22 protein-coding genes are annotated in these 25,676 nt (G+C 53.7%); 7 read left to right on the top strand and 15 right to left on the bottom strand.

Features of this window, described 5'->3' with window-relative positions:
- Positions 1 to 38: 38 nt before the first annotated feature.
- Entirely contained in the window at positions 39 to 1,022 is a 984-nt protein-coding gene (locus tag ACIGCM_RS17030; protein ID WP_397503246.1) for a CobW family GTP-binding protein, read from the bottom strand.
- A 107-nt stretch (positions 1,023 to 1,129) separates the two neighbouring features.
- Here ACIGCM_RS17030 and ACIGCM_RS17025 point away from each other — a divergent pair, with 107 nt between their 5' ends.
- Positions 1,130 to 1,483, top strand: coding sequence for an NADH:ubiquinone oxidoreductase (locus ACIGCM_RS17025; RefSeq protein ID WP_397503245.1), 354 nt, complete (start codon positions 1,130 to 1,132; stop codon positions 1,481 to 1,483).
- Between the two features lie 232 nt (positions 1,484 to 1,715).
- On the opposite strand, the gene zigA is transcribed toward ACIGCM_RS17025, so the two are convergent.
- Positions 1,716 to 2,921 carry a zinc metallochaperone GTPase ZigA gene (zigA, locus tag ACIGCM_RS17020; RefSeq protein ID WP_397503244.1) on the bottom strand — a complete coding sequence of 402 codons (1,206 nt, stop codon included), beginning with the start codon at positions 2,919 to 2,921 and terminating at the stop codon, positions 1,716 to 1,718.
- 367 nt (positions 2,922 to 3,288) lie between these two features.
- Between zigA and ACIGCM_RS17015 the strand changes: the two genes are divergently transcribed.
- On the top strand, positions 3,289 to 5,232 hold the full coding sequence (locus ACIGCM_RS17015; protein WP_397503243.1) for a DUF294 nucleotidyltransferase-like domain-containing protein: 1,944 nt from the start codon (positions 3,289 to 3,291) through the stop codon (positions 5,230 to 5,232).
- A complete protein-coding gene (locus ACIGCM_RS17010) occupies positions 5,229 to 5,966 on the top strand; it encodes a 3'-5' exonuclease (protein WP_397503242.1) in 738 nt (245 codons plus the stop codon). The genes ACIGCM_RS17015 and ACIGCM_RS17010 overlap by 4 nt, the downstream gene beginning before the upstream one ends.
- Positions 5,967 to 6,057: 91 nt before the next feature.
- On the opposite strand, the gene ACIGCM_RS17005 is transcribed toward ACIGCM_RS17010, so the two are convergent.
- Positions 6,058 to 7,719, bottom strand: a complete 1,662-nt coding sequence (locus ACIGCM_RS17005) for a BCCT family transporter (RefSeq protein ID WP_397503241.1) — start codon at positions 7,717 to 7,719, stop codon at positions 6,058 to 6,060.
- Positions 7,720 to 8,046: 327 nt separating this feature from the next.
- Here ACIGCM_RS17005 and cls point away from each other — a divergent pair, with 327 nt between their 5' ends.
- Complete coding sequence (cls, locus tag ACIGCM_RS17000; RefSeq protein WP_397503330.1) at positions 8,047 to 9,486, top strand: cardiolipin synthase; 1,440 nt, start codon at positions 8,047 to 8,049, stop codon at positions 9,484 to 9,486.
- A 9-nt stretch (positions 9,487 to 9,495) separates the two neighbouring features.
- Here cls and ACIGCM_RS16995 read toward each other — a convergent pair whose 3' ends face one another.
- The 12 genes from ACIGCM_RS16995 to ACIGCM_RS16940 form a co-directional block, all read right to left on the bottom strand.
- Positions 9,496 to 11,022, bottom strand: coding sequence for a phospholipase D family protein (locus tag ACIGCM_RS16995; RefSeq protein ID WP_397503240.1), 1,527 nt, complete (start codon positions 11,020 to 11,022; stop codon positions 9,496 to 9,498).
- A gap of 184 nt (positions 11,023 to 11,206) precedes the next feature.
- Entirely contained in the window at positions 11,207 to 11,734 is a 528-nt protein-coding gene (locus ACIGCM_RS16990; protein WP_397503239.1) for a DUF3617 domain-containing protein, read from the bottom strand.
- Positions 11,735 to 11,791: 57 nt separating this feature from the next.
- On the bottom strand, positions 11,792 to 12,328 hold the full coding sequence (locus ACIGCM_RS16985) for a GNAT family N-acetyltransferase (RefSeq protein ID WP_397503238.1): 537 nt from the start codon (positions 12,326 to 12,328) through the stop codon (positions 11,792 to 11,794).
- A gap of 94 nt (positions 12,329 to 12,422) precedes the next feature.
- On the bottom strand, positions 12,423 to 12,839 hold the full coding sequence (locus ACIGCM_RS16980; protein WP_397503237.1) for a DUF1850 domain-containing protein: 417 nt from the start codon (positions 12,837 to 12,839) through the stop codon (positions 12,423 to 12,425).
- On the bottom strand, positions 12,836 to 14,863 hold the full coding sequence (locus tag ACIGCM_RS16975; protein ID WP_397503236.1) for a TRAP transporter permease: 2,028 nt from the start codon (positions 14,861 to 14,863) through the stop codon (positions 12,836 to 12,838). The genes ACIGCM_RS16980 and ACIGCM_RS16975 overlap by 4 nt, the downstream gene beginning before the upstream one ends.
- A 151-nt stretch (positions 14,864 to 15,014) precedes the next feature.
- Positions 15,015 to 15,968, bottom strand: a complete 954-nt coding sequence (locus ACIGCM_RS16970) for a TAXI family TRAP transporter solute-binding subunit (RefSeq protein WP_397503235.1) — start codon at positions 15,966 to 15,968, stop codon at positions 15,015 to 15,017.
- 388 nt (positions 15,969 to 16,356) lie between these two features.
- On the bottom strand, positions 16,357 to 17,700 hold the full coding sequence (locus ACIGCM_RS16965; protein ID WP_397503234.1) for a sigma-54-dependent transcriptional regulator: 1,344 nt from the start codon (positions 17,698 to 17,700) through the stop codon (positions 16,357 to 16,359).
- Between the two features lie 87 nt (positions 17,701 to 17,787).
- Positions 17,788 to 19,542 carry an ATP-binding protein gene (locus ACIGCM_RS16960; RefSeq protein WP_397503233.1) on the bottom strand — a complete coding sequence of 585 codons (1,755 nt, stop codon included), beginning with the start codon at positions 19,540 to 19,542 and terminating at the stop codon, positions 17,788 to 17,790.
- Positions 19,543 to 19,627: 85 nt separating this feature from the next.
- A complete protein-coding gene (gene cfaB, locus ACIGCM_RS16955) occupies positions 19,628 to 20,812 on the bottom strand; it encodes a C17 cyclopropane fatty acid synthase CfaB (RefSeq protein WP_397503232.1) in 1,185 nt (394 codons plus the stop codon).
- A gap of 43 nt (positions 20,813 to 20,855) precedes the next feature.
- Positions 20,856 to 21,671: a putative DNA-binding domain-containing protein gene (locus ACIGCM_RS16950; protein ID WP_397503231.1), complete on the bottom strand. Its 816-nt coding sequence runs from the start codon at positions 21,669 to 21,671 to the stop codon at positions 20,856 to 20,858.
- Complete coding sequence (locus ACIGCM_RS16945; RefSeq protein ID WP_397503230.1) at positions 21,662 to 22,507, bottom strand: DUF692 domain-containing protein; 846 nt, start codon at positions 22,505 to 22,507, stop codon at positions 21,662 to 21,664. Before ACIGCM_RS16945 ends, ACIGCM_RS16950 begins: the two co-directional genes overlap by 10 nt.
- Positions 22,508 to 22,629: 122 nt before the next feature.
- Positions 22,630 to 22,890 (bottom strand): hypothetical protein, encoded by a 261-nt coding sequence (locus ACIGCM_RS16940; RefSeq protein WP_339489095.1) that lies wholly within the window; start codon positions 22,888 to 22,890, stop codon positions 22,630 to 22,632.
- Positions 22,891 to 23,483: 593 nt separating this feature from the next.
- On the opposite strand from ACIGCM_RS16940, the gene ACIGCM_RS16935 reads away from it, so the two are divergent.
- The 3 genes from ACIGCM_RS16935 to ACIGCM_RS16925 all read left to right on the top strand — a co-directional run bounded on the left by ACIGCM_RS16935 (position 23,484) and on the right by ACIGCM_RS16925 (position 25,637).
- On the top strand, positions 23,484 to 23,972 hold the full coding sequence (locus ACIGCM_RS16935; RefSeq protein WP_397503229.1) for a hypothetical protein: 489 nt from the start codon (positions 23,484 to 23,486) through the stop codon (positions 23,970 to 23,972).
- Position 23,973: 1 nt separating this feature from the next.
- The gene (locus tag ACIGCM_RS16930) at positions 23,974 to 24,552 is read left to right on the top strand and encodes an adhesin (protein WP_397503228.1); all 579 of its coding nucleotides are present in this window, start codon (positions 23,974 to 23,976) and stop codon (positions 24,550 to 24,552) included.
- 62 nt (positions 24,553 to 24,614) lie between these two features.
- Positions 24,615 to 25,637 (top strand): hypothetical protein, encoded by a 1,023-nt coding sequence (locus ACIGCM_RS16925; RefSeq protein WP_397503227.1) that lies wholly within the window; start codon positions 24,615 to 24,617, stop codon positions 25,635 to 25,637.
- The last annotated feature ends 39 nt before the right edge of the window (positions 25,638 to 25,676 follow it).

Below are 25,676 nucleotides of genomic sequence, written 5' to 3'. Positions count from 1 at the left end.
CCGCTTGCCAGGCGATCCTCGCCAAAGGGGTATCCGATCTAAGGTCCGCTATCGCTGATTCTCGAGACACAAAGACGCAGGCTATGGTCGAGCGCATCGATGTTCTGCGCCTGATTGAAGATCAATTCAATACGCGTGTCTTTACGCCAAGGGGATGGCTGCCAGTGGATTGGCTGATTATTGAGCGCGTTGGCAGATAACCAACCGGTGTCACTGTGCACAATCAATTTGGCGCGCTGCCACTGCAGTGCTGATATCCACTGCGTAAGACACGACAACTCAAACTGCTGGCTCGGATGCCAACGCCAGCCAATACTCCAAGCGTCTGCTTGAGCATGAACCTGCCGAATAGGCTGATCGTGCTCACGCCATATCTCAGTCAACGGCAGGGTTCCCTGCGGCAATATAACTGCACTGCCATCCTTGGAGGCCTGAGTGGAGAAGCCCGGTAATTGCTGTAATTGCAGCTGTGCTTGCTCAGTCCAGATCAACGGACGATCAGGTAGCCGGCTCTGCACCCGGGCTTTATCAGCGCCGCTCAAAGACTCGGACTTATTCAGCAGTAACAGCCCAGCATCACTCAAGACAGCCTGCTGACTTTCAGGCAACTCAATGCCTTGAGCCAGGCGTTGCGCATCAAGCACCAGCACAGGCATTTGCACGGCCAAAACACCTTGCCAAGGCACGGCGCGTAACTGCTCAAGCAACTGTAGTGGATGACCCAGGCCTGAAGGCTCGATAAACAGGCGGTGCGGCTTGGCTTTGCGCAACAAGCGCGCCAGCCCCACCTGAAACGGCACACCGTTAACGCAACACAAACAGCCGCCTGCAACTTCTCCGAGCGCAACGCCATCATCGTCAAGGGTTAACAAGGCTGCATCCAGACCGATTTGCCCAAACTCATTGATCAGCACTGCCCAACGTTCTGACGTTGGCTTTTGCTTCAACAACTCGCGGATCAAGCTGGTCTTGCCTGCTCCCAAGGGGCCTGCAATCAGATGCGTAGGAATGTTTTTCAGCATAATGTGGTTGAATCCAAACCCTGCATGAATACTTAACCATTATGCTCACGCTGACGCATAAAAGGCAGCGTGATAAAGTCACCCGCCTATTGATTCGGAGGTTTCAGATGCGTTGCCTAGCCGCCTTTTTGTTGTGCGCAGTATCCAGCGTGGCCTGGGGTGAGGCCTGTGTGGTGCATAGCCAGGCGGAGCGACTGGACGTCAAAGTCTGTCAGCAAAACCGCAGCATCCCCGAAAACTTGTTTCGCACCGGTTTTTGCAAACCAGAGCTAAAGGGCCAGAAAGTCGCTGTCGCCTTTGTCGAGCAATGCCCCGCTGGCGCTTATGGCATCTGCCGGAACTCAACCACGGGCGGCACACCGTACAAGCAAGACATTTACTACTACGGCGTGGCGAGCGACAGCGCATTCCTGAAGCCTTTTTGCGAGAAACAGAACAAAGGCGTGTGGATGGCCCGTTAAGCCTGTAATCAATTGGTCATGTCAGTTGTGTTTAATGCCCACAGGTACCAACACTCCCTGTGTCAGATCACGCGCTGGCGCATTTTAGGTGCTTAAGGCTGCTCATAAAGCAGCCTATTTTTTTGCCTGAAATTCAGTGCTCATGGAAGTTGGGTGACGCTTTTTTCACCCACCATTTGCGGCGGCGATATTCAGGGGTGTATGGGCCAGCGTATTGTCACTCCCGCCGGCTTTAAGCCACCTCTTCAAACCAGGGGCCAAATGGGTCGGGTAGCTGCAGCCATGCCTCACTGCCCAAAGCCATTTCGGCATCAGTCAGCAAACAGGCATCGAGTTCGGCATTGAGCTTTTGCAGATCAATGTTTTGTCCGATGAAGACTAACTCCTGGCGACAATCACCACAGCTGCTATCCCAGCTTTTCAGGATCGCCTGGGTTGAGTCATCATCGCTGGGCCATTGATTTTTAGGCACGAATCGCCACCAACGCCCGGCAAAACCATGGCGTAACAACCCTCCTGCTTGTGACCAGCTACCCGCCTCCTGAAACTTGCTGGCGAGCCAGAAATAGCCCTTTGAACGCAATAATCGGCCATTGGTCCATTCACCGCTGACGAACTCAAAGAACCTTTGTGGGTTAAATGGTCTGCGAGCGCGATAAACTGTCGAGACGATACCGTACTCTTCTGTTTCCGGGCTGTGTTGACCGCGCAACTCTTTCAGCCATCCGGGTGCCTGCGCTGCACGCTCAAAGTCGAAGCGCCCGGTGTTTAAAATTTTGTTTAGCGCTATGGCCCCCATGCTCATAGGTAAAATTTCAGCTTGGGTATTGAGGCCACGCAAAATCGCGGTCAGTTCTTCTCGCTCAGCTTGGCTAATCAGGTCCGTCTTGCTGATCAGAATTACATCGGCGAACTCGACCTGCTCCACCAACAGGTCAGTGATGGCTCGCTCATCCTCCTCACCCAATGACTCGCCACGGCTGGCAAGGCTTTCGGCTTGGTGAAAATCACTAAGAAAGTTAACCCCATCGACCACGGTGACGAGGGTATCCAGGCGCGCCAGATCGGCCAGACTTTGCCCTTGCTCATCACGGAACGTGAAGGTTTCAGCAATGGGCAGCGGCTCTGAAATGCCGGTGGACTCAATTAGCAAATAATCAAAACGACCATCACGGGCTAGACGTGCAACCTCCTCCAGCAGGTCCTCACGCAGTGTGCAGCAAATACATCCGTTACTCATTTCGACTAATTTTTCGTCGGCCCGATTGAGGCTGACATCGCGTTGAACCTCGCCGCCATCAATGTTGATCTCACTCATGTCATTGACGATCACCGCAACGCGCAGGTTTTCGCGGTTCTTCAACACATGGTTAAGCAAGGTACTTTTACCTGCTCCTAAAAATCCGGATAAGACAGTCACAGGTAGACGATTTGGCATGTTCTGGCTCCTCATGATTCAAGCTGACCTTTTGCGTCCAAAGTGCGCGCAAATGTCGGTCTTTCTAATAATGCATTATATGTTATAACATAACTATATCTAATCAGCAGCACGAAATACAGTATTGGGGCGAACCTTGGCAGGCACCCTCTGTAAAGCCTTGATTCATAGGGGTTCCACGTGGAACCAAGCTGTCTTAATGAATTATCTGCATGGACAGGCACGGCTGCCCCGCTGCTACAGAAACAAGTTAATTACAGGTTGAACAGGTGCTTGTTCTAGAATGTCTAGTGCCTACACAGGTAGCGCAGATGATGCTGCCTGTACTCAAGCCACCCGAAGCAAGAAGGACAATGCCGAGGTTTGCATGCAAGTTGAATTATTGGAAATACGTGACCACCTAAGTCGCTTCCCGCCGTTCGAAGGACTGCCGGATGAAAGCCTTGATGAGCTGGCACAAAATACCGAGGTTGGCTATTACAAAGCCGGCACTGACATTTTTACATTTGGTTCAGAAATCAAAGACTTACATTATGTCCGCAGTGGGGCTGTTGAGGTCTATCGACGTAGTGGGGAGCTTTATAATCGCCTGACCGAGGGCGATATATTTGGCCAGTTTGGCCTGCTGCGTAATCACAAAGTCCGCTTTCCTGCTCGGGCAATTGAAGACAGTCTGATTTACTTCATTTCTGGCCAAGTGTTCGAAAAACTCTGCGAGAACAACGATAGTTTTGCCGACTTTGTCGAAGCTGAAGGTCAATCTCGATTAAAAGCGGCGGTAAGTTCCCAGGGCAAGACCCATGATCTGATGAAGCTCAAGGTGCGCAAACTCGTCGACCGCCCCGCTGCGACAGTCGATATAAACGCAACAGTACGTGAAGCTGCACAAGTGATGGACGCGCATAATGTGTCCTCGGTGCTGGTAGTAGACCCGAATGTTGAGTGGCCAAACTCGCGCCTGACTTCAGTTGCCAATCAGGCAATGCACGTAATGGTTGGGATTATCACCGACCGCGATTTTCGGACCCGCGTTGTCGCCCAAGGCTTGTCAGCCGATACCCCTGTTACCGAAGTAATGACCAAAAACCCAATCACCCTGCAGTCAGATGACTCGGTGTTTGAAGCCATCCTGTGCATGCTGCGCAACAACATGCATCACCTACCGCTAGTCCATCGGCGTCGCCCTGTCGGTGTGGTCACCTTGGCTGACATCATCAAATACGAGTCGCAGAGCAGTCTGTATCTGGTCAACAACGTGTTCAATAAACAGTCTGTTGATGAGATGGAGAAGCTACTCCCCGATATCCGCGCGACCTTTATTCGCATGGCAAACGAAGATGCCAGCGCGCACATGATCGGCAGCGCAATGTCCGGTGTGGGCCGCAGCATTACCCAGCGCCTACTGGAATTGGCTGAACTGGACCTGGGGCCAGCGCCTGTGCCCTATAGTTTTATGGCGTTAGGCTCGATGGCGCGTGATGAACAACTGATTGTTACCGATCAAGATAACGCCTTGGTACTCGACGACAGCTTCGATGCGAAGTTGCATGATGAGTATTTCCTCAGGCTGGCGACCTTTGTCAGTGACGGCTTGGCCGCGTGCGGCTACTCCTATTGCAAGGGCGGCATCATGGCCACCAACAGTAAGTGGCGCCAACCTTTGCGAGTGTGGAAAGATTATTTCAACGACTGGATCGATAACCCTAATCCAGAGAAGCTGCTTAACAGCAGTATTTTCTTTGACCTCGACAGTATTTACGGTGAGGCAGAGCTGGTTGAAACGCTCAAAGACTTGCTCTCAGAACGCGCCAGCGAAAGCCCGGGCTTTCTTGCAGCACTGGCTCGCAATGCCTTGAACCGCACCCCGCCACTTGGTTTTTTCCGTCAGTTCGTAATGGAAACCGATGGCCAACAAAAGCATATCATCAACCTCAAAGGGCGCGGAACAGCCCCGCTAACCGACCTTATTCGTGTGCACGCCTTGGCTTGCGGCTCGAAAACCCAGAACTCGCTGGACCGCCTGGACGCTATCGCCGCTACAAAATTGATGACCCCGGAAGCTATTAGTCATCTGCGCTATGCCCTCGAATTTTTATCCTTGGTTCGGATCCGCCACCAAGCCCTGGCTCTGACCGAAGGCAAAGAGGCAGACAACTATATTGAGCCCGAAAAATTCTCATCAACAGAACGGCACAATCTCAAAGAGGCATTTCAAGTACTGAGCCAAGCACAAAATTTTATGCGTTTTCGCTACCCCTACAATGCGCCGCAAAAACCTAAACCGTCAGCACCCGATGGTAAATCTCGATGAGCGTATTTGTGCCTCGTCAAACGCCGCCAAAGATGCCAACCCCGCATTGGCAAGAGCAATTCCAGGTACTGGCAGATAGCGCCCGCGACCCAAGGTTGCAGCGGTTTTACAAGGCCGGTGCCGTCAATGCTGATACACCGCTTGAGGATGTGCAGTTACTCGCACTTGATGTCGAGACTACAGGCCTCGATGCGCAAAACCACTGCATCGTCAGCCTTGGTTTGATGCCGTTCAACCTCAAACGAATTGAGTGTCGCAAAGCTCAATATTGGGTGGTCAAGCCAAAGTCCGAACTGAGCAGTGAGTCCATTACCTTCCACCATATTACCCATTCAGACATCCGCTACGCGCCGCGCCTGGAACAGGTGCTGGGCGAGCTGCTGGAGGCCATGGCGGGTTCTGTAATGGTTGTGCATTACCGCAATATTGAGCGCTCATTTCTAAATCAGGCGCTGCAACAAGCCACTGGCGAAGGCCTGCAATTCCCCGTCATTGACACCATGGAGCTGGAGGCCAGAATTCATGGCAGCCAGCGCAAGCCGAGCTGGTGGGATCGTATACGGGGTCGCCAGCCAACCTCCATTCGCCTTGCTGACAGCCGTCTACGTTACAACCTGCCCCACTATCAGGCGCACCACGCCCTGACTGATGCATTGGCCACTGCCGAGCTCTTACAAGCCCAGGTTGCCACACATTACTCAGGACAAATCACCATTGCCGATTTGTGGAGTTAAACCTGCTTGGCTGAATCACCCCAGCAAAAATCGCCCATTAAAAAGGCGCCACCGTTACCGGGGGCGCCTGGGTACTTGAAGCTTTTTTCGCTTAACGCGGTTCGGACATCAAGCCTTTGACAATGGCAATACAGCCCACCAATAACACCAAGGTGAACGGCAGCCCCGTCGACACAGCCATGGCTTGCAGTGCGCCCAGCCCACCCCCGAGCAAGAGGGCAATTGCGACAACACCCTCGGTGATCACCCAGAACACGCGCTGCGGAACAGGTGCATTGACCTTACCGCCTGCGGTGATGGTGTCAATCACCAACGAACCGGAGTCCGATGAGGTGACAAAGAACACGATGACCAAGATGATGCCGATGAATGAGGTGATCTCTGCCAAAGGCAAATGCGCCAGCATGGCAAACAACTTCAGCTCAAGTGCGGCATCGATAACACCGGTAAAACCTTCATTCACAAACTGGCCAATTGCAGTGCCACCAAACGCCGTCATCCACAAAACCGATACCAACGATGGCACCAGCAGTACAGAGATCAGGAATTCGCGCACGGTACGACCACGGCTGACACGGGCGATAAACATACCCACGAATGGTGACCAGCTAATCCACCATGCCCAGTAAAACGCCGTCCAACCTTGGGTGAAGTTTGCATCCGCACGGCCGAACGGGTTCGACAACTGCGGCAGGTAAGTGGCGTACGCCGCCAGGTTGGTAAAGAAGCCCGTGAAGATCGCCAACGTCGGCCCGACCACAATGATGAAGCCAAGCAGCAGCAACGCCAGGCCCATGTTGATTTCGGAGAGGACTTTCACGCCCTTATCCAAACCGGCCAGAACAGACAGCAAGGCAATAGCCGTGATACCCACGATCAGCAGAACTTTGCTGGTGTCAGTAAGCGGCATACCAAACAAGTGATTAAGCCCTGCCAGCGCTTGTTCAGCACCCACACCCAAGGATGTCGCCAGGCCGAACAATGTGGCAAATACCGCGAGGATATCCACCAAGTGACCCGGCCACCCCCACACGCGCTCACCCAACAACGGATAAAAGATCGAGCGGATGCTCAGTGGCAGACCTTTGTTGAACGAAAACAGCGCCAGCGCCAGCGCCACAATCGCGTAGATAGCCCAAGGGTGCAGGCCCCAATGGAAAATGGTTGCCGCCATACCCAGCTTGGCGGCAGCTTGTGCATCACCCACTGCCCCGCCCAAAGGCGCCCAATCGGTGCGCACACCATCAGCCCCAACTGTCACACCAGCCATTGACGTATCGAAGTGGGTCATCGGCTCGGCAACACCGTAGAACATCAAACCGATACCCATGCCAGCAGCAAACAGCATGGAGAACCAACCGATGTAAGTGTAATCCGGCGTCGCCTCCTTGCCCCCCAAACGAACCTTACCCAGGGGCGAAACGATCAGTACCAGACAGAGCATTACAAAGATATTGGCAGCACTGAGAAAGAACCACGCCAAATGGTGTGTCAGCCAGTCACGCAAAGCGCTGAACAACGGCGAGACCTGATCCTGCAGTGCCAAGGTGAGAACCACGAACAACACAACTGCAAGCGCAGAAATGCTGAATACTTTGCCGTGGATATCTAGATTGAAAAAATATTTGCCGGTGATATTGTCTTGGCCAATTACGTAATCAGTATCGATCAGATTGGATTCACCAGATGGCGCAGGAATGCTGTCTAAGCGCTCTTCCTGCAAGGGCGTGTCATGCGAAGGGTCTTTCCCCATATTGAAATACTCCTTTTGTTACATCTCGCTGACTATTGATAAGGCTCCAATGCCTTCTTTCCCGATATAACAATACACCTCGACTTGCTGTGTCTGAGCGTCAGAGGGCGGCGCAAAAAGCGCTCCGAACTTGCGGCTGCAATAAGCCTCAAACGCATCAGACGACCCGGGAGAACCAACAAGTGTAACAGGTCGAGGCTACGGCTGCAGACGCCACACCCGCGAGCCCATTGGTGCAAGCCGAGCGAATAAGTCTTTTAACGCCTCATAATTACTGTAGCCGTGCTTTATTAATGCAGGGATATTTCGACAGGAATAAACATGGACATGGATATTGTTATTCCCGCGTTTATGACGTATTTACTCGCCGCGATTCATTTCTGCGGGCTAATTGCAGCCCTGCATGCGGTGCTTACCGTTAGAACATCTCAAGGCGCACTTGCATGGGCTACATCACTGGTTTTTATGCCTTATTTGACCCTGCTGCCTTACTTGGTTTTCGGCCGCAGCCGCTTTGATGCTTATGTAACGGCGCGGCGCGAAGCCGATACAGAGATGCATGCGGCCATGTCCAAGCTGAACTGGCGGCCTTGGGTAGAAGAAGCTGTATCAGCCAGTGAGTTACCCGTTTATCAACAGCTCAGAGCGCTACCGCGGCTGGGCGATATGCCGTGCCTAGCCAACAATCATGTGGCGTTATTGATCAACGGTGAAGCGACCTTCGCAGCAATTTTCAGTGCCTTAGCATCTGCGCAACAGGTCATTTTGATCCAGTTCTTTATCGTCAAAGACGATGATCTGGGTCGACGCCTGCGCGATGTCCTGCTTGAGCGCGCAGCCGCTGGGGTCAGTGTTTACTTTCTATATGATGGCATTGGCAGCCATGCCCTGCCCCGTCGCTACATCGACAGCTTGCGCGACGGAGGCGTGCAAATGCATGCATTCCCAACCGGAGGCGGCATCCTTAATCGCTTTCAGCTTAACTTTCGTAACCATCGCAAGATTGTGGTGATTGATGGCGAACGCGGCTTCATTGGCGGGCACAATGTCGGCGATGAATACCTTGGCAAAAGGCCACCGCTTTCCCCCTGGCGCGATACTCATATAGATATAAGCGGCCCTGTGGTTGCCTGCTTACAGGAGTCATTTGCCGAAGACTGGTACTGGTCAACCCGGCAGTTGCCACAGCTCCTATTGGCAGATGTGTTCAGCACTGATGGGGTGATGTGCAAGCTGATCACCAGCGGCCCTGCTGACGCTCAGGAAACCTGCTCACTGATGTTTGTAGAAGCCGTGCAATCGGCCAACGAGCGAATCTGGATCACATCGCCTTATTTCGTGCCTGATGAGTCGCTGGTATCGGCGCTGCGCCTAGCCGTGATTCGCGGCGTAGATGTCCGTATTTTGATTCCCTCACGGCGGGACCATCGCACTGTATTCGCCGCCAGTAACTTGTACGCCTTCGATGCCGTTCGCGCGGGGGTACGCGTGTTCCGCTACCAACCCGGATTTATCCATCAAAAAGTCATGTTGATTGATGATGTGGCCAGCGCCGTGGGCAGCGCCAACTTAGACAACAGATCATTCCGGCTTAACTTTGAAATCACCCTGCTAACCATCGACAAAGCCTTAGCCTTGGACGTCGAAAAGATGCTGCTCGAGGACTTTAGCAATAGCATTGAGGTACACAACGAAGATCGCAAGCACGTACACCGCCTGCAAAAGCTCGGTATGCGCATCGCCCGCTTGCTATCACCGATTTTATAGCCAGCGGCTTTACAGCATCCAGTCGATAGGCAGTAGCGACAAAAAGCCAACAGCCATACGCGCCCATAGACTGCTACCAGGCTCGGTCCCGTAGGTCACCTGCCGGGAGCCTCTTTGCTCAGTCCACTTCAGGTTTTCGTTTTCATCCAGGCTGACCTGATAGGCGCTATTCGGCAGGTCCCGGTCAAAGGCCGACTGAATATTTTGCGCCAAGACTGGGCTGTCGATGACAAAACCCAGTTCGGTATTCAGCTTGGCTGAACGTGGATCAAAATTAAACGACCCCACAAACGCCCGCTGACCATCGACGGCAAAGGTTTTGGCATGCAAGCTGGAACCACTACTGCCAAACAGTTTGTGTTTATCTGGCTGCCCATTGAGCTCTGACTGACGGCGCATCTCATACAGCTCAATGCCTGCCTTGAGTAAGGCTTTACGCGATTTGGCATAGCCTGCATGCACAGCCACAACATCTGTGGCCTCCAGCGCGTTGGTCAGGATGCGCACCTTAACGCCTCGCTTACTCATCTCGCTAAACGCGGCTACACCGCTTGCGGTCGGCACGAAGTAAGGTGAAACCAGTTCAACATGACGCGTCGGCTTAGCAATGATTGCACCGACTTTGTAGGTCAATAGCTGGGCTGGCTCAACTTTACCCAAGCCTTTTGCCGGGTCATCACTGACCATGCGCGTTTTCGCCCAAATCAACTCGAGCTGCCCATTGAGCAACTGGTTGATGAACTGCAATTGCTTTATCGCGGCCACATACTCAGTGGCCTTGGGGCTTTGTCTTAAGGTCTGCGCCGCAGTTGCAACGACGACACGCTCGGAGTGACTCGCGGGGGTAATCAAGCGATTGACCGGATAGGCCGAGTCACTGCTCCAGTAGCGGTCAAAATCGTCGGAAACCTGCTCAACCACCGGACCAACTGAAAGCACGTCGAGGTCGGCAAACAACACACCATCAGTCGCGCCAAAGTATTCATCACCCACATTGCGCCCACCAACGATGCTGGCCATATTGTCGGCAGTGAATGACTTGTTGTGCATTCTGCGATTAGCACGCGAGAAGTCGGTCAAAAACCCCAACCATTTGGCCGAGCGCGAAGGAAATGGATTGAACAACCGCACTTCAATATTCGAGTGACTGTCTAGCGCAGCCAATTGCGGATCAATACCCGACGTACCGTTATCATCAAGCAGTAAGCGCACCCTCACGCCGCGATCTGCAGCATCCAGCAGTGCTTGCAGTAACAGGGTGCCAGTGGTGTCGCCATGCCAAATGTAATATTGCACATCCAGCGTTCGTTGGGCCGCCTGAGCGAGTAATGCGCGCGCAGCGAAGGCATCTGCCGGGCTCGCCAGCGGATAAATACCCGATGTACCAAGGTGCGCCTCAGTCAGTGGCGTTATTGCCTTGCCCAGCTGGGTTTGTACCGCTTCGCTAGGCGGTAATGCGCTGGAATGGCTGCGCCCCTCCAATGAGGGCAATCCGCTGCAGCCGACGAGTAATGAGGCACACAAAGAAATACTCATAAAACGTATTCGCCGCCTTTTGTTATGGCTGAGGGTGAACAGTTGCTTGAGCGAAAAAAATGGATTCATTGAGCAAGCACAAAAAATTTCAGGAAAGACCCGCAAACGCAGGCTAGCAGCTTTTTTGCGCATAAAAAAAGCTCACCACCGGGGCGAGCCTTTGCACAACGATTGCAACTCGATTTTATTGCTGTGGTTTCAAGCCGCCGCAATCGGTGCCGACCCAGCGCGCGTTGGTTTGCATAGTGCCCTGCTGTTGCTTGCCCTGATTGTTAAAGGTGCTGGTGACGATGCTGGTGAATTGCTTGTCGTTAATGAAGCGCGTTTCACCTTGGCCCTTGGCTTGGGGGCAATCAAACTGGAACTTCCACATATTGTCAGAGCGCTCGGTGACCTCTTGCTTACAGCCTGACTGCTCTTGCAGTGGCAGCTGATCGGACTTCACCAGCGCCTCGCTCAAGCAAACCTGCACACCGTTATCCCCTAACTGCACACCTTGTTTAGCGAGCATTTGCTCCATCATTTCGCGTTGCTCAGGCGGCAAGGTTTTAAGCTTATTGATCATCACATCCATGGCCGGCATCTGTTGACCATCAACCGCCATATTGCTGGTACTGATTTCCCACAAGCCCGGCAATATGGGGGCTGCCGTGGCCAGCACCGGAGTGATGCTAAGGCCTAGCACCAAGGTTTTGATAAATCGCATGCGCATGGTTTGCTCCAGAAATCAGTCAGTAGTGATTGGGCAAGTTTAGTCGGCCTGAATCAATTAAGCCGACTCAGTTGTGACTTCTTGTTGATATATCTCAAACCCACGGGCTTGATAATTGTTCAGCGCGCTGGGGTGATCAAGCGTACAGGTATGTACCCAAACCCGCTTTACGCCTGGCCATGCCCAAGCAGACTGCAAAGCCTGGCTGAGCAACGGGCCGCCAAAGCCTCGTCCGAAGAAGTCTTCAACCAAGCCAAAGTAAAGAATCTCGACCTCACCGTCCGCGCTCATTTGCAATTCGTAATAGCCCGCAATTGCGCCTTGATAATATGCCACCCAAGTGCGGTGAAGATCACTGTTAATCAGCGCTTGCCACTGCTCGTCCGACCAGACCAGCTTGTCTGTCCACAACCAGGGGCCGCCGACCAATTGGTAGAGAAAACGATTGAACTGAAACTGCTTATGCTGACACTCGACGACATTCAACTCCGCGGGCAATGGCTTGGCGCGCACCTGCTCGGGGCTGAGCATCTGTAGGTAATAGGTGGTGTAGTTCACAATCAAATGCTCTTCAGGACTAATAACCGAGGCCATACTGCAGACGAACAAAACCCCCACAGGCAAAACCAAATGGGGGTTCTCTCCATCATACAGCCAGCACTTGTGGCACTGGGAGCAGGCTAACTAATTAACCCTTACCCCCACCTTTCGGTGCGGGGGAGTCGAGCTCACAACTCCAAAGTTCCAACGCGGGCTGGGACGCTTTTGGCGGGCCGAGCCATTCACTCGCAGAGTGACAACGCTGGTTAAAACACAGCTGATAATCCCCTGCCTCAGGGGTTCGCCCCAAGCGCAGAGGTTGTAAAGGCGCCATCTGGCGATGGTAGTGCCAGCTGCCTTCACGCAGTACGGCGTCATCCGGTATTTCCATACCGGCACCAGTACCCTTGACTCGCGCCTCACCGAGAACCAAGCCCTCGGCGGTGACGCGATAGTCTTCTTCCCAGCGGATGTGCTCGATGGTGTGCTTCCAGGCGAGGGTGAAGTCGCTCACAGGCAGTTGAGCCCATACCGCTCCAGCCAAGCCCATGCACAAACCAATCAAAGCGCAGCCACCGGCTTGTTGCGCGCACGCCACAAGTGCTGGGCTAAGAACACAGCAGCCAATCCAAAACCAATTTCATCACTGGCTGGAGTGGCCAGAATCAGGCTCGCACCCGCAGCAAAACCAAGCAGGCGCTCCCACCACGACAACTTAAAGTTAAGGAAGCCGGTAAACACCACACCCCACAAACCAATAGCTACAGCGGCTTTGACCAGGGCATAAATGATCGCCAGCCAGTTATCGCTCTGCATCATCAGAGCAGGGTCATAGACGGCCATAAACGGCACGATGAAACCGGCGATAGCAATACGAATGGCCCAGAGGCTGATCTTCAGGCCCTTCTCTTTGGCGATCGGCGCAGCAGCAAAGCACGCCAGCGCAACCGGCGGGGTCAGGTCAGCCATGATGCCGAAGTAGAAAACGAACATGTGCGAAACCACCAGAGGCACACCCAGTTCGAGCAGAGCAGGCGCAGCAATTGAGCTGGTGATGATGTAGTTGGGAATAGTCGGAATCCCCATGCCCAACACCAAACAGGTGAGCATCGTCAGCACCAGTGACAGGAACAGATTGTCCTGCCCGATCGCCAGAATATAACCCGCAAATGTGGAGGCCACGCCGGTCAGTGAAACCACACCGATGATCACCCCAACCAGCGCACAGGCAATACCCACCGGCACGGCATGACGCGCACCTTCAACCAACGCGTGCAAACACACCACCAATGTTTCGCGACCGCCCTTGATGAACCAGCATACCGCGACGAGCAGTGCCACAACGCCGAATACCACGGCAATGCCCATCTGGAAGAACCCCGCGCACAGCAGGCCCAGTGCCACCCAGAAGGCGATACGCAGGCCCACCGACGACACCCGCAGGATAATCGCCGAGCCGAGAATCACAATGGCGGTCAGAGCCAGACCTACCATGCCTGAATAGAGTGGCGTGCGACCCGAGAACAGCAGGTAAACCAGAATGAACAGCGGGATCAGCAGATACCAACGCTCTTTAACCGCAGCCCAAGGGTTCGGGCACTGATCTTTAGGCAACCCGTGCAGATTGGCACGGCGCGCCTCAAGGTGAACCATCCAGAACACCGAACCGAAGTAGAGAATCGCCGGTATCAATGCCGCTTTGGCCACTTCAAAGAACGGCACGTTGATGGTTTCAGCCATGATAAAGGCCACAGCGCCCATCACTGGCGGCATGATCTGGCTGCCCATGCTTGACGTCGCTTCAACGCCGCCAGCAAATGCTGGGCGATAGCCGAAGCGCTTCATCAGCGGGATAGTGAACTGGCCTGTGGTCACCACGTTGGCCACACCGGAGCCCGTGATGGTGCCCATGAGTGCAGAAGACACCACCGACACTTTAGCCGGGCCGCCCACCTTGTGCCCAAACAGGCCCATGGCGAAATCAGTGAACAGCTTGATCATCCCGGCTTGTTCAAGGAACGCACCAAACAGGATGAACAGGAAAATATAGGTCGCCGAAACATAGGTCGGAGTGCCGTACAGGCCTTCGGTGCCGTAGGCCAGTTGGTTAACTAACTGGTCGATGTCGTAACCACGGTGCATCAAATCGCCGGGCAAGTATTGGCCCAGCAGGCCATAGGCCAAAAACAGCGCACAGATGATGGGCAACGCAATGCCCATTACCCGACGTGCAGCTTCAAAAACCAACGCAATCAGGACCAGACCGACCACCATGTCCATCTGCGTCAGGTCGCCTGAACGATAGATCAGATCCGCCTCGAATACCCACTGATAAACCGCCGTGCCCATACCAGCCAAGCCCAGAATCCAGGCAGCGGGTTGCCAAGGCCGGCCTTTACCCGTCAGGGAGAAGCTTAGGAAAACGACAAGCAGCAAGAAGCCAACGTGAACAGCTCGCAGCACCTGGCTTGACACGGGGTGAAACGCCGCCGTGGTGATTTGAAAGATGGAAAACAGCAGCGCAACAAAAAATAGCGCTTTTGGCCATTCACTTGGATTTTCAGAAAGGCCTTGGTTGTTCTCACTCATGGCGATGACGCCCTCAATACGTAACGGTTGCGCAGAACCGCTAACAAAACCTACCGCTCCTTAGAGCACTGGTTTTATTAGCACCTCTGGTGCGCGAAGATCAGGTCGAAACTGACCGGGGCGAACACCTGTGCGCCCCGGCTCGTGATGGTTACAGCGCGCCGACTTCTTTGTAGTAGCGCTCAGCACCTGGGTGTAGCGGGATTGGCAGGTTCTTGGCTGCGGTTTCCAGCTTGATGTCCTTGGCCGCAGAGTGGGCATTGCTCAAACGCTTAAGGTTCTCAAACATCAGTTTGGTCATTTGATAAGCGGTTTCTTCAGAAACACCTTCATGGCTCACCAGGATATTGGTGATAGCAACGGTTGGTACGTCAGCATCTTGGCCGTCATAGGTGCCGGCTGGGATATTGGCTGGCTGGTAGGCGTCGTTACCAATCTTGGCAACTACATCAGCCGGAACCGAGACGAAGTTGATTGGCAAGGTAGCCGCCAGATCGCGAATAGCTGCCATGCCCAGACCCGAAGACTGCAGAGTGGCGTCCAATTGACGGTTTTTGATCAGCTCAACCGACTCGGCATACGGCAGAAACTCAACTTTGCTCATGTCTTCATAAGTCAGGCCAGCGGCCTTGAGGATTGCACGCGCATTGAGTTCAGTACCTGATTTCGGCGCACCCACCGAGATGCTTTTGCCTTTCAGGTCAGCCAAGGTTTTGATCCCTGACTCTTTGCTGGCAACGATCTGAATGTAGTTCGGGTAAGTACCGGCGATTGCCCGCAGCTTTTTCAGCGGCTTTTTAAAGCCCGCTTCTTCAACACCGTTCCAGGCATCAGCGACCGAGTCACCCAGCGCCAGCGCCAACTCACCGCGACCCGCTTCCAGCAGGTTCAGGTTTTCAACCGAAGCCTTGGTCGCCTGAACTGAAGTTTTCGAGCCTTCAATGCCGTTGCTGTAGATCTGCGACAGGCCAACACCAATTGGGTAGTAAACACCACTGGTGCCGCCGGTGAGGATGTTGATAAAGGTTGGGGCTGCCAGAACTGCAGTGCTTGCAGTCAAAGTTGCGGCAGCTGCGAACAGGCTTAAACGCTTGGTCAATCGCATGGATAAATCTCCGTCGTTGTTATGGCTTTATGCAGAGTTTTTCACTGTAGACGATACCCACCGCTCTGCGGTTGGCATGCGCCAGATCTTATTGGGGTGTCAGGTGAAAGCTTAGGCTGTCACGGGGCGTATTGCCCGGCGTACTGGAGGAGGTGCGCGATTGGCTCGCGAAAAGGGCAAGATAATTCATGGCAAACCTCGAGTCTTTCTTATTGGATTACCCGTAAACGGGATACAACGAAAACAGCTAAGTACAATCCACTGAATACAACTTAGCAGATGCCGTGCCAATGCATGAAAGCCCCACGCTAGAAGGGGTTTGATAAATCTGAAAGTGAATTTAGGCGACAATCCGCCGATAACCGATCATTAATCGGCGACAATCCGCCTATTCATCGTCCTGACTGCCTGCTGGCCGGTAGCTGCTGCGTTGTAAACCATGGCGCTGCATTTTCTCGTTGAGCGTACGCCGGGGTAGCTGAAGCAATTCCATGACTTGAGTAATATTGCCCTGACAGTGCAACAACGCGTTATGCAGGCATTGCGCTTCAAAGCTTTCCATCTGCTCAGCCAATGACTGACTGGCAAACGCCTCAACTGGCGCGCTCAAGCCCAAAGCATGGCGCTCAGCGGCGTTTATCAACTCACGCACATTGCCGGGCCAGTCATGGCCGAGCAGACGCGCAAGTTCAGTTGCCGGTAGTGGTAGCACCTCACGGCCATGACGCTGAGCAGCCTCTTGAGCAAAGTGTTCGAACAACAGCGGAATATCTTCTCGTCGATCGCACAGCGCCGGTATCTGCAGAGTTGCCACATTCAGTCGGTAATACAAATCCTCTCGAAAGCGACCCTTGCGTACTTCATCGAGCAGGTCAGGTTTAACCGCGCTAATAACCCGCAGATCCACTTGGATGCTGCGATTTGAACCCAGTCGTTCAAGGGTTTTCTCTTGCAGTACGCGCAAGAGTTTGACCTGCTGCGCCAGGGGTAGGCTTTCTATTTCATCCAAGAACAAAGTGCCGCCATCCGCATGTTCGATACGGCCAATGCGCCTACCTTGCGCACCGGTAAAGGCACCGCTTTCGTGGCCGAACAACTCACTCTCAAACAGATTCTCGGGGATCGCCGCGCAGTTCAGCGCGACAAAGGGCTTGCCCGCCCTTGCACTGAAGTCATGCAAGCAACGCGCAACCCGCTCCTTACCACTACCGGTCTCACCGCGAATCAGGATATTTACCGAGGTGCCAGCCAACTCAAGAATCTGCCGACGCAGGTTTTCCATCGGCCGCGACACGCCCAGCAACTGGCTTTCAATCCGGTCTTTATTGGCGAACTGCTGGCGCAGCTCACGGTTTTCGCAAACCAAGCGGCGTTTTTCCAGGGCGCGACGCACGCTGTCGAGCAGGCGCTCAGGGGTAAATGGCTTCTCGATGAAATCATAAGCGCCTTGGCGCAGGGCCTGTACAGCCATAGGTACATCGCCATGACCGGTGACCATAATCACCGGCAGATCACGATCAAGTTCGATGAGTTTTTCCAGCAGTTGCAGGCCGTCAGTGCCTGGCATGCGCACATCCGTGATGACGACGCCGGGAAAGTCCCGATCAACCAAAGCCAAGGCCTGGGTGGCGCTTGAGCACGTTTGCACACTGAAACCAGAAAGCTCTAACCACTGTTGCACGGCTTCGCGGATTGCTACTTCATCATCAACAACCAACACCTGACTGCTCATACGACCTCCAACTTGATCGCGCGCAGTGTAGCGTCATGAGCCTGACTTAGTAGTCTCGATTTGAACAAAGCGCCGAAAATGTGAGCCTCAAGCCTCTGGCGCAAGCGGCAGTTTCAAGGTGAATATTGCGCCAACCTTACTATTGGAAACCTCTAGCGTGCCACCTAACTCGCGCACGATGCCGTACGACACTGCCAAGCCCAACCCCAGTCCTTGGCCGACGGGTTTAGTGGTAAAAAATGGGTCGAATACATGGCTCAGGCTTTCTGCTGCAATACCGCCGCCATTGTCGGCGACCGTCAGTACGCACAGCTCAGCACACCGCTGAATAACCACGTCCAGCTGCGCATTTTCAGCTTCAGCCATGGCATCCAAAGCGTTATTAAGCAAGTTCAGCAATACTTGTTCAAGGCGGATTGCGTCACCCAGAACGTGCACGTTGTAATCTACTTGATTGAGAAGTTGCACATTTTCGCTGCGCATTCGCGGTGCTAACAGCTGCAGAGCCTGATCCAGCACCTCACCTAACTGCAAACGCTCACTAAGCCCAGCCGGTGTCTTGCGGGCAAAGGTCTTTAAATGACTGGTTAACGAAGCCATGCGCTCCAACAAACCATCAATACGTTGCAAACCCGCATACACATCCGTCTGGCGTCCACTGTCGAGAAGCAAGCGCAAACTGCCCAACTGCATGCGCATGGCGGTAAGGGGTTGATTAACTTCATGGGCCATTGCCGCAGACATTTGCCCCAAGGCGGCCATCTTCGCCGCATGCACTAAGCCATCCTGCGCCTCGCGCAACTCGGCCGTGCGCAGGCTGACCTCCCGCTCAAGCCGTTCGCGAATACTGGCTTGCAGGCGGTGGTTCTTGTGTCGTTGAAGCAGAAACAGCAGCAAAAACGCCAGGGTCATCCACACCCCCGCTGCCGCCAGTCGGTAACTGCGAACACTTTCAACCACAGTTTGCGGCTCAACCAACAGGAACAAATTCCAGCCTTCATCGGGCATTGGCTGGCTTTGCCACAGATAATCCTGGGCACCCTCCGGCCCATCGACCGTCCGCCACTGAGATTCAGGGTTAATTTGCAGGCGAAGCTTGCTCGGTAAAGGTTTTAGCGCTTGTTCGGCATATTTTCGCACCTCAACTAGCTCTTTTCGTGCCTGATCGCTCAGTTCACTCAATGTACGAAAGCGCCATGCTGGACGATTACTCAGAATAACGACGTTATAGGCATCAGCCACCAGCAGGATGCCCGACTGCTCGACCCATTCACGCTGCAACTCTTCAAGCTCCAGCTTGACCACCAAGACACCCAGTACTTGGCCATGGTCATCAAGCACCACGTGTGAGAGAAAATAACCGGGAATCCCCGTCGTAACCCCTACCGCAAAATAGCGGCCAGAGGACTGCTGTAATGCGTCGCGAAAGTAGGGCCGGAAGGCATAATTATTACCAACAAAGCTACTCCACTCACGCCAGTTACTGGCCGCCAAGGTGTCTCCCTCTGCGTTAAGCAGGTAAAGAACATTTGCCCCAGAGGCTCGATTCAGTTTTTCCAGTCGATGATTAAGCGCCGCACGCAGCAACAAGTCATCTGGCGAACTGAGCACCGCTTTGATGTCGCTATCCAGTGAGAGCACCTGTGGCACCGAGCTAAAACGCTCAACCAAGGTATGTATGGATTGCGCATAAAGTTTTAATTGGCCGCGCGCCTCGACGCTACGCTCCTGCCACGCGTGTTGCTGTGCATAGCGCCCAGCCAGCCACATGCTTGCTACCAAGCCGATGGCAATCAGCAGGACCGTAAAGCCGACGCGGTATCGAAGTAAAAAAGCGGGCATGCACCAATCATCTCAACAGGGTTGGCGCATAGTAAGGCAAACTCGCCGCTGGCGCTGTATCAGCAGCCGCGGCGACTGCCGACGATTATTGATAGATATCAGCACGCGACCAAGGCAAGTCGTGAGCGCCATCAGGCAGTGGTTTCACGGCCAAAATCTGATGCAGGTTCATCCAGCCTTGAGCAAAACCATAGGCACAGCCCGCCAGATACAAACGCCAAATCCGCAATGCTTGGTCTGGCACCATCTGCGCAGCTTTATCCAACTGCAACTCAAGCCTGTCACTCCAGAAGTTGAGGGTGCGTGCGTAATGCAGGCGCAGGCTTTCAACATCAACCACCTCCAAACCTGAATCACTCAAGGCAGCGCTCATGGTGGACAGATGAGGCAACTCGCCATGGGGGAAAACATACTTACCGATGAAGTCGCCGGCACCCAAGCCAACCGCACGGCCATCGGTATGGCGCGCGGTGATGCCGTGGTTCATCACCAAACCACCGGGTTTAACTGCGCCAAACAAGCACTGGCAATACTGCGCCAAATTGGCATAACCCACATGTTCAAACATACCGACGCTGACAATTTTGTCGAACCGGCCATCCTGAGGCAGGTCGCGGTAGTCCAGCAATTGCAAATCTACCTGTTGATCCAGACCTTGCTCTGTCACGCGCTGACGCGCCAGTTTCAGCTGCTCCGCACTGAGGGTGATACCGTAAACCTCTGCGCCAAACTCCCGTGCAGCAAGGCGTGACAGACCACCCCAGCCACAGCCAACATCAAGCAATTTGTCCCCAGGTTGCAGGCGCAGCTTACGGCACAACAAGCGCAGTTTGGCCAGCTGCCCTTGCTCCAGGGACTCGCTGCCGGTAGCAAAATAACCGCAGGAATAGACCATCTCCGGGTCGAGCCAGAGCGCATAAAATTCGTTGGATAAGTCGTAGTGGTAGCTTATGGCGGCGGCATCGGTGGCTTTGTCATGCAACTCATGCTCAACCTCTGCTGAACCATCATCAGGCATCAAGGCTTCACTGAGATCCACACCGATTTTGATGATGTCACTGATCTGGCCTTCCAGTTCTACACGACCCTCAACGTAGGCACCGCCCAGAACATCCAGACTAGGATTAGCCAGCTGCATGATCAAACTTGGGTCCTTGATAACCAAAGTAACGCGCGGCTGAGGGCCAAGATCTAGTTGTTTGCCGTCCCATAGTTTCAGGCGCAGCGGTAATTGCAGGCTACGTAATACCGGCGGTAGAGACTGAATCATGTGAACCTCCGCTTTTTGCTAACAACAAAAAGCGTAGTTCAGGTTAGGCGATATCGACTTGGTAGATAACAGGCTCACCCATGTAGCGTTGCAGGGTGCCATCAGCCAACCACTGACGGATCCAGGTAATGGCCTGGCCCATGGCGTTATCCCCCAAGGGCGCGAGATCAGCACAGAGCTCGGCAAAACTACCGCCCTGCACCGCCATTTTGTACAGCGCACTGGCTTCCTCAGGCCCAAGGGTCCGATAGCGGCTAATCAGGCCATCACGCCAAATCAAGCATACTGACCCCTGCTCTAGTGCGTGGCTGCCAGGAAACTCCGCGTCATCCTTGAGGGCGCGCCATAACGCCATCGTGTTGAAGCGCAGCGTTTGCCACTGCACGCTGGGTAACAGACGTGCTTGCAAGTTTGGCCACTCATCAGCCTGCAAGCTGGCCAACAGCGACTCTGTCAGCGGCTCACCTTCTGCTGCATCAAATGACAGGGTGAATGCCCATTCAAAACGCGCAAGCTCAGCCAAGGGTTCAGCTTGCTCAGGAATAAGATGGCCTTCAATAAACTCGGCAAAACGCGCGCCCAACCAACGCAAACTAAAGTGATCGGGTGGATAGGCGTTGATATACGCCAGCGCTAACGCATCAAACTCTTCATCGCCCATCCAGCCGTGTACAGCGGTGTAATCGCCACGCAGGGTTTCAATCAGTCGTGCACGATAGGCATTGTGATAAATCGCCAAGCCTAGTTCTACGTCGAGGTTCGGGCTGCCGACCAAAGTAGCGCGCAACTCAGGGTTGGCGACCGACTCAGCACCAAGCAAGTAGGCTTCAATCTCTTGCTGCCACTGACTCAGCCGCATAGTGACTCCGCCTGAAGGGCTTTGGCCCCTAGCTCGCGCGCTTTTTCCAACTCAGCCATCAACTCGGCAAAAGGTGGGTAGTGATCATCGCGCTCAATCATGGTCGCAACCGGACCCAGATGTTTAATGGTGCGCTCATAAAGCTGCCAAACAGGGTCACATACGGGGTGGTCATGAGTATCAATCACATAATTGCCGTAATCGGTATGCCCAGCCAAATGCAACTGGCGAATTTTATCCACAGGCAAGCTGGTGATGTAGGTCCATGGGTCAAAACCATGGTTGCGGGCACTGACGTAAACATTGTTCACATCCAACAGCAACTCGCAGCCAGTGATTGCTGTTAGCTCCGAAAGAAACTCCCACTCGGTAAATTTATCGCCCGCGCTGCGTATATAGGTTGAAGCATTTTCCAACACCAGAGGGCGCTCGATTACATCCTGCACTTGGCGCACTCTCGCCGCGACGTGATGCAAACTTTCATCGGTGAAAGGAAGAGGTAACAGGTCATGCAGGTGATGAGCATTACCCCGGCTCCAGCAAAGATGGTCAGAAATCCATTGCGGCTTAACCCGCTCTGCCAACTGCTTAAGGCGCTTGAGGTAATCAGGGTCCAGTTCATGTGGACCGCCAATCGACAGGGAAACCCCGTGCATGACAATTGGATAGTGCTCGGCGACCGCGTCCAGGTGATAAAGGGCTTTGCCGCCCTCAACCATAAAATTCTCAGAAATCACTTCAAACCAATCGACATCAGGTCGCTGCTCAAGGATTTCCTGATAGTAGGGAATTCGTAGTCCCAAGCCGTAGCCAAGACAGTCTGACTTAGCTGACATGCCAAGCTCCTTGGTTGGATCTGGAGAGTGTAGATTTACAGCGTCTAGATCCACAATGGCCAGATCCAAACAGAAAAACAGGGGCAGCCATCTGCCGATGGATGCCCCCTGCTACAGGATGCTTACTCGCCAACTTTACCTTTGGCAGCATTGCATTCAGCCAATGACATTGCTTTAAAGCCATGGCCCTTGCAGATGCCTTGACCTTTGCAAGCGTTTTCAGCGGTTTTGCAGTCATTCTGGCCTTTACAGGCGTTAACGCCATAGCAATGAACAGGCGATTCTTCTGCGACAACAACAGTGCTGGCCATGGTTGCAAACATGGTTGCAGCAGTGAACGCGATAGCAGCACCGGTTGCAGCAAGTGTAGTTTTGTTAGTCATGTGCACATCCTCGGATTGTTTGTAATATGCCCGTCGCACAACATTTGTGCGATACGACATATCACTAGAGAGGGATAGACCATATTCGTTACAGCGTCATTTAAAAATTGCAAAATCCAACTTTGACCTGCTACAGAACGTTGGATAGGCATACGCTTGTCGCTGCAGCCCCCGTCACCCAAACGCCCATCCCTTATACATCCTTGCTGAACTTATCCAACTACCTGCGCTCAGAGTAATAACTGCGTTTCTATCGCGAACGCCATGTGTAACAGCAATGAGACAGATCAATCTGCTGGCACCTAGTGTTTACGCAGTTCTGCTGAAGTTGTGGCATAACTGTTTCATCCATGAAACACCTCTTCTTAGCTCTGGCAAAGCTACGCAAAGCACGGACCCTCTTCGTAAATATGCCCCGCAGTGTCTCATCAATGAAACACTCAGCACCTCCCTGCTCACTGCATAAAACTCTAACCTCCTGATGTTTCTATAGAAATAAATTCCGGCACGACTCCTGCGAACCCTTCGCCACAAGCAACCGAAGTGTTGTTACTGCTAAGCACACAGCAAGGGATGTAGAAGGAATTTATGCCATGGAACCGAAAAACAGCTCAGGGCCATTACTTGCGCTCGCGCTAGTAATGCTTTCAAGCGTCTGCGCTACACCTGTACTCGCGCAGGACGGCATTATCGTACTGGGTCGCCAGGTTCAGCCACGCCTAGCAACGCACCCAACCGATATCCCAGACCCCAATCCAACGGTGGTCAATGCCAACATTTCCCGCCAAGTCGTCAGCACAGTTAATGGCAGCCTGAGCAGTGCGAACATGGGCGGCGAACTGGCTGACTCCGACTTTGCCAACATCACCACTGGTTCCAGCATTAATTCAATGGTTATGCCCAACGGCAGCCTTCCAGGTTTCAATACGCTCGGCACTGATCAATCTAACCACCAAGGCGCGACGAATACCGGCTCAGCGGGCCATTCAGGTGGCAACGCAGGCAGTGGTTTGGGCAACACCATCAACAGCACCGTGCAACGTGGTCTTGCCCCGCTGAACATGCTCACTGGAGGCCAGTGAGATGAAAAGCCTGCCATTGCTAATAGCCTTAGTTGTCTCTACCTCAGCGCTGGCCGATGGCGCGCTGGCACCAATGAGCCAGGCAACCATTGCCAACAGCGCCAGCCACTACGAGGGCGTTGTTTCGGTAAACCAGGCGGCGGGCGATTGGCAACAACAAAGCAATGCTAGAGCGCTGGCAATTGGTAACGGTGCCAGTGCTTCAACCTCGCAGACTCAAAGCCTGAACATCCAGAATATCGACCCCTCCCAAGCGGCCGGTGTAGCCATTCAGGCGGGCGCGTTTAGCGCGGGTAACGGCGTCCTCGGGATTAACCAATCCGCTGGGGCAGGAACTCAACAGGCCAATGCAATGAGTATCAGCGTTAGCTCCGGGCCCATCAGCTTGGATGACTCAGTGCTGTCGCAAAGCGTGGCCATTACACAAATCTCAGGAACAGTTGCACCCGCCACTGGGGAGCGACGCGTAGCAACCGATGACACTGCGTTTGTCGGGAGCCGTGGAGTGGTGCAATTGAACCAGAGTGCTGGGGTCGGGAACCGCATGGGGAACAACCTCAGTATCAGGGTGGCTGATTAGCCCTGAGCGCAACACAAGAGAGTAAGTCCTAAGTCCAACACAGCAAGGCAAGGAGATACACCATGAAAATCCAAATGGTAGTAACGCCGCTGGCAATCGCTTTGGCAGTCGCCATGGCAGCGACCTCAGCACACGCTGACTCAAAAAAAGGTAACAACAACTTCTGGATTCCTGAAACAGGCGCTTCGGCAACTGTTGACGATACCCAGATCATTAAAGGTAACAACGTACGCAACGAAGGCACTGAAAACGCTGCTGGCGTTGATGATGTTGGTGCGGGCGCCTCGGGTAACATCGGCGTCAACGTTGTTGCAGGTACCAACAACCAACAGGCCAACGCTGCAGCACTGGCCAGTGCTGATGCAAGCTTTGTGTTTGGCACCGCTGAAGCGTCAACCACTGTTAACCAGAAGTTGACTAACAACGACGTCAAAAATTTCTCCAACCCAAGCACTGCCGGGCTTACCAACTCGCTTAACGGCGCCAGTGGTAACGTCGGTGCCAACGTTGCATCTGGTACTTACAACCAACAGAAAAACGATATGGCTGCTGCCGTCTCTGCCGGCGCTTTCTCGACTGCCAGCAGCACAGCCACCCAGTCGATATCTGGCAACACCACCAACAACAATGCCACGCTTGATTATGGCAAAGAGAAAGTCACCTTGGGCATGGGCGCCATTGGGGGCTACAAAGGCCAATCTGACCAGATCGGCGACGTTTATCTCGACTCATGGCAAGGGGAAAAACATCCAGGTGCCAACAATACTGGCCACGTAGATCTGGATAGCAATGCCCAGGGCGCTAAGGACCTTAACGATGACGGCGGTGCACTGGCCTTCAACGAAGAGGGTGTGATCGGCCTGGTTGGTGTAGTCAGCGGTTATATCCCGGTAGTGGCCGGTTTCAACACTCCAGTGGTTAACACTGCTGTGCTGAGCGGCTCGCTGAACCGCGTTTCGGGTAACGTTGGTGTCAACGTGGCGGCAGGTGCTGGTAACCAGCAAAGCAACTCGCTGTCGATTGCTGCAGGTTGCACTTCGTGCCCAGCTGGCGGTACTGGCGGCGGCGAATCGCTTCGCTACTAAGCTAGCCCTGGAGGCTCCGGAAGTTTCGGAGCCTCTTTC

It is taken from the genome of Pseudomonas sp. NPDC078700 (genome assembly GCF_044542375.1).
Taxonomy (GTDB): domain Bacteria; phylum Pseudomonadota; class Gammaproteobacteria; order Pseudomonadales; family Pseudomonadaceae; genus Aquipseudomonas.
The sequence above is the reverse complement of the archived record's forward strand: the minus strand, read 5'-3'. Positions and strand labels throughout refer to the sequence as shown.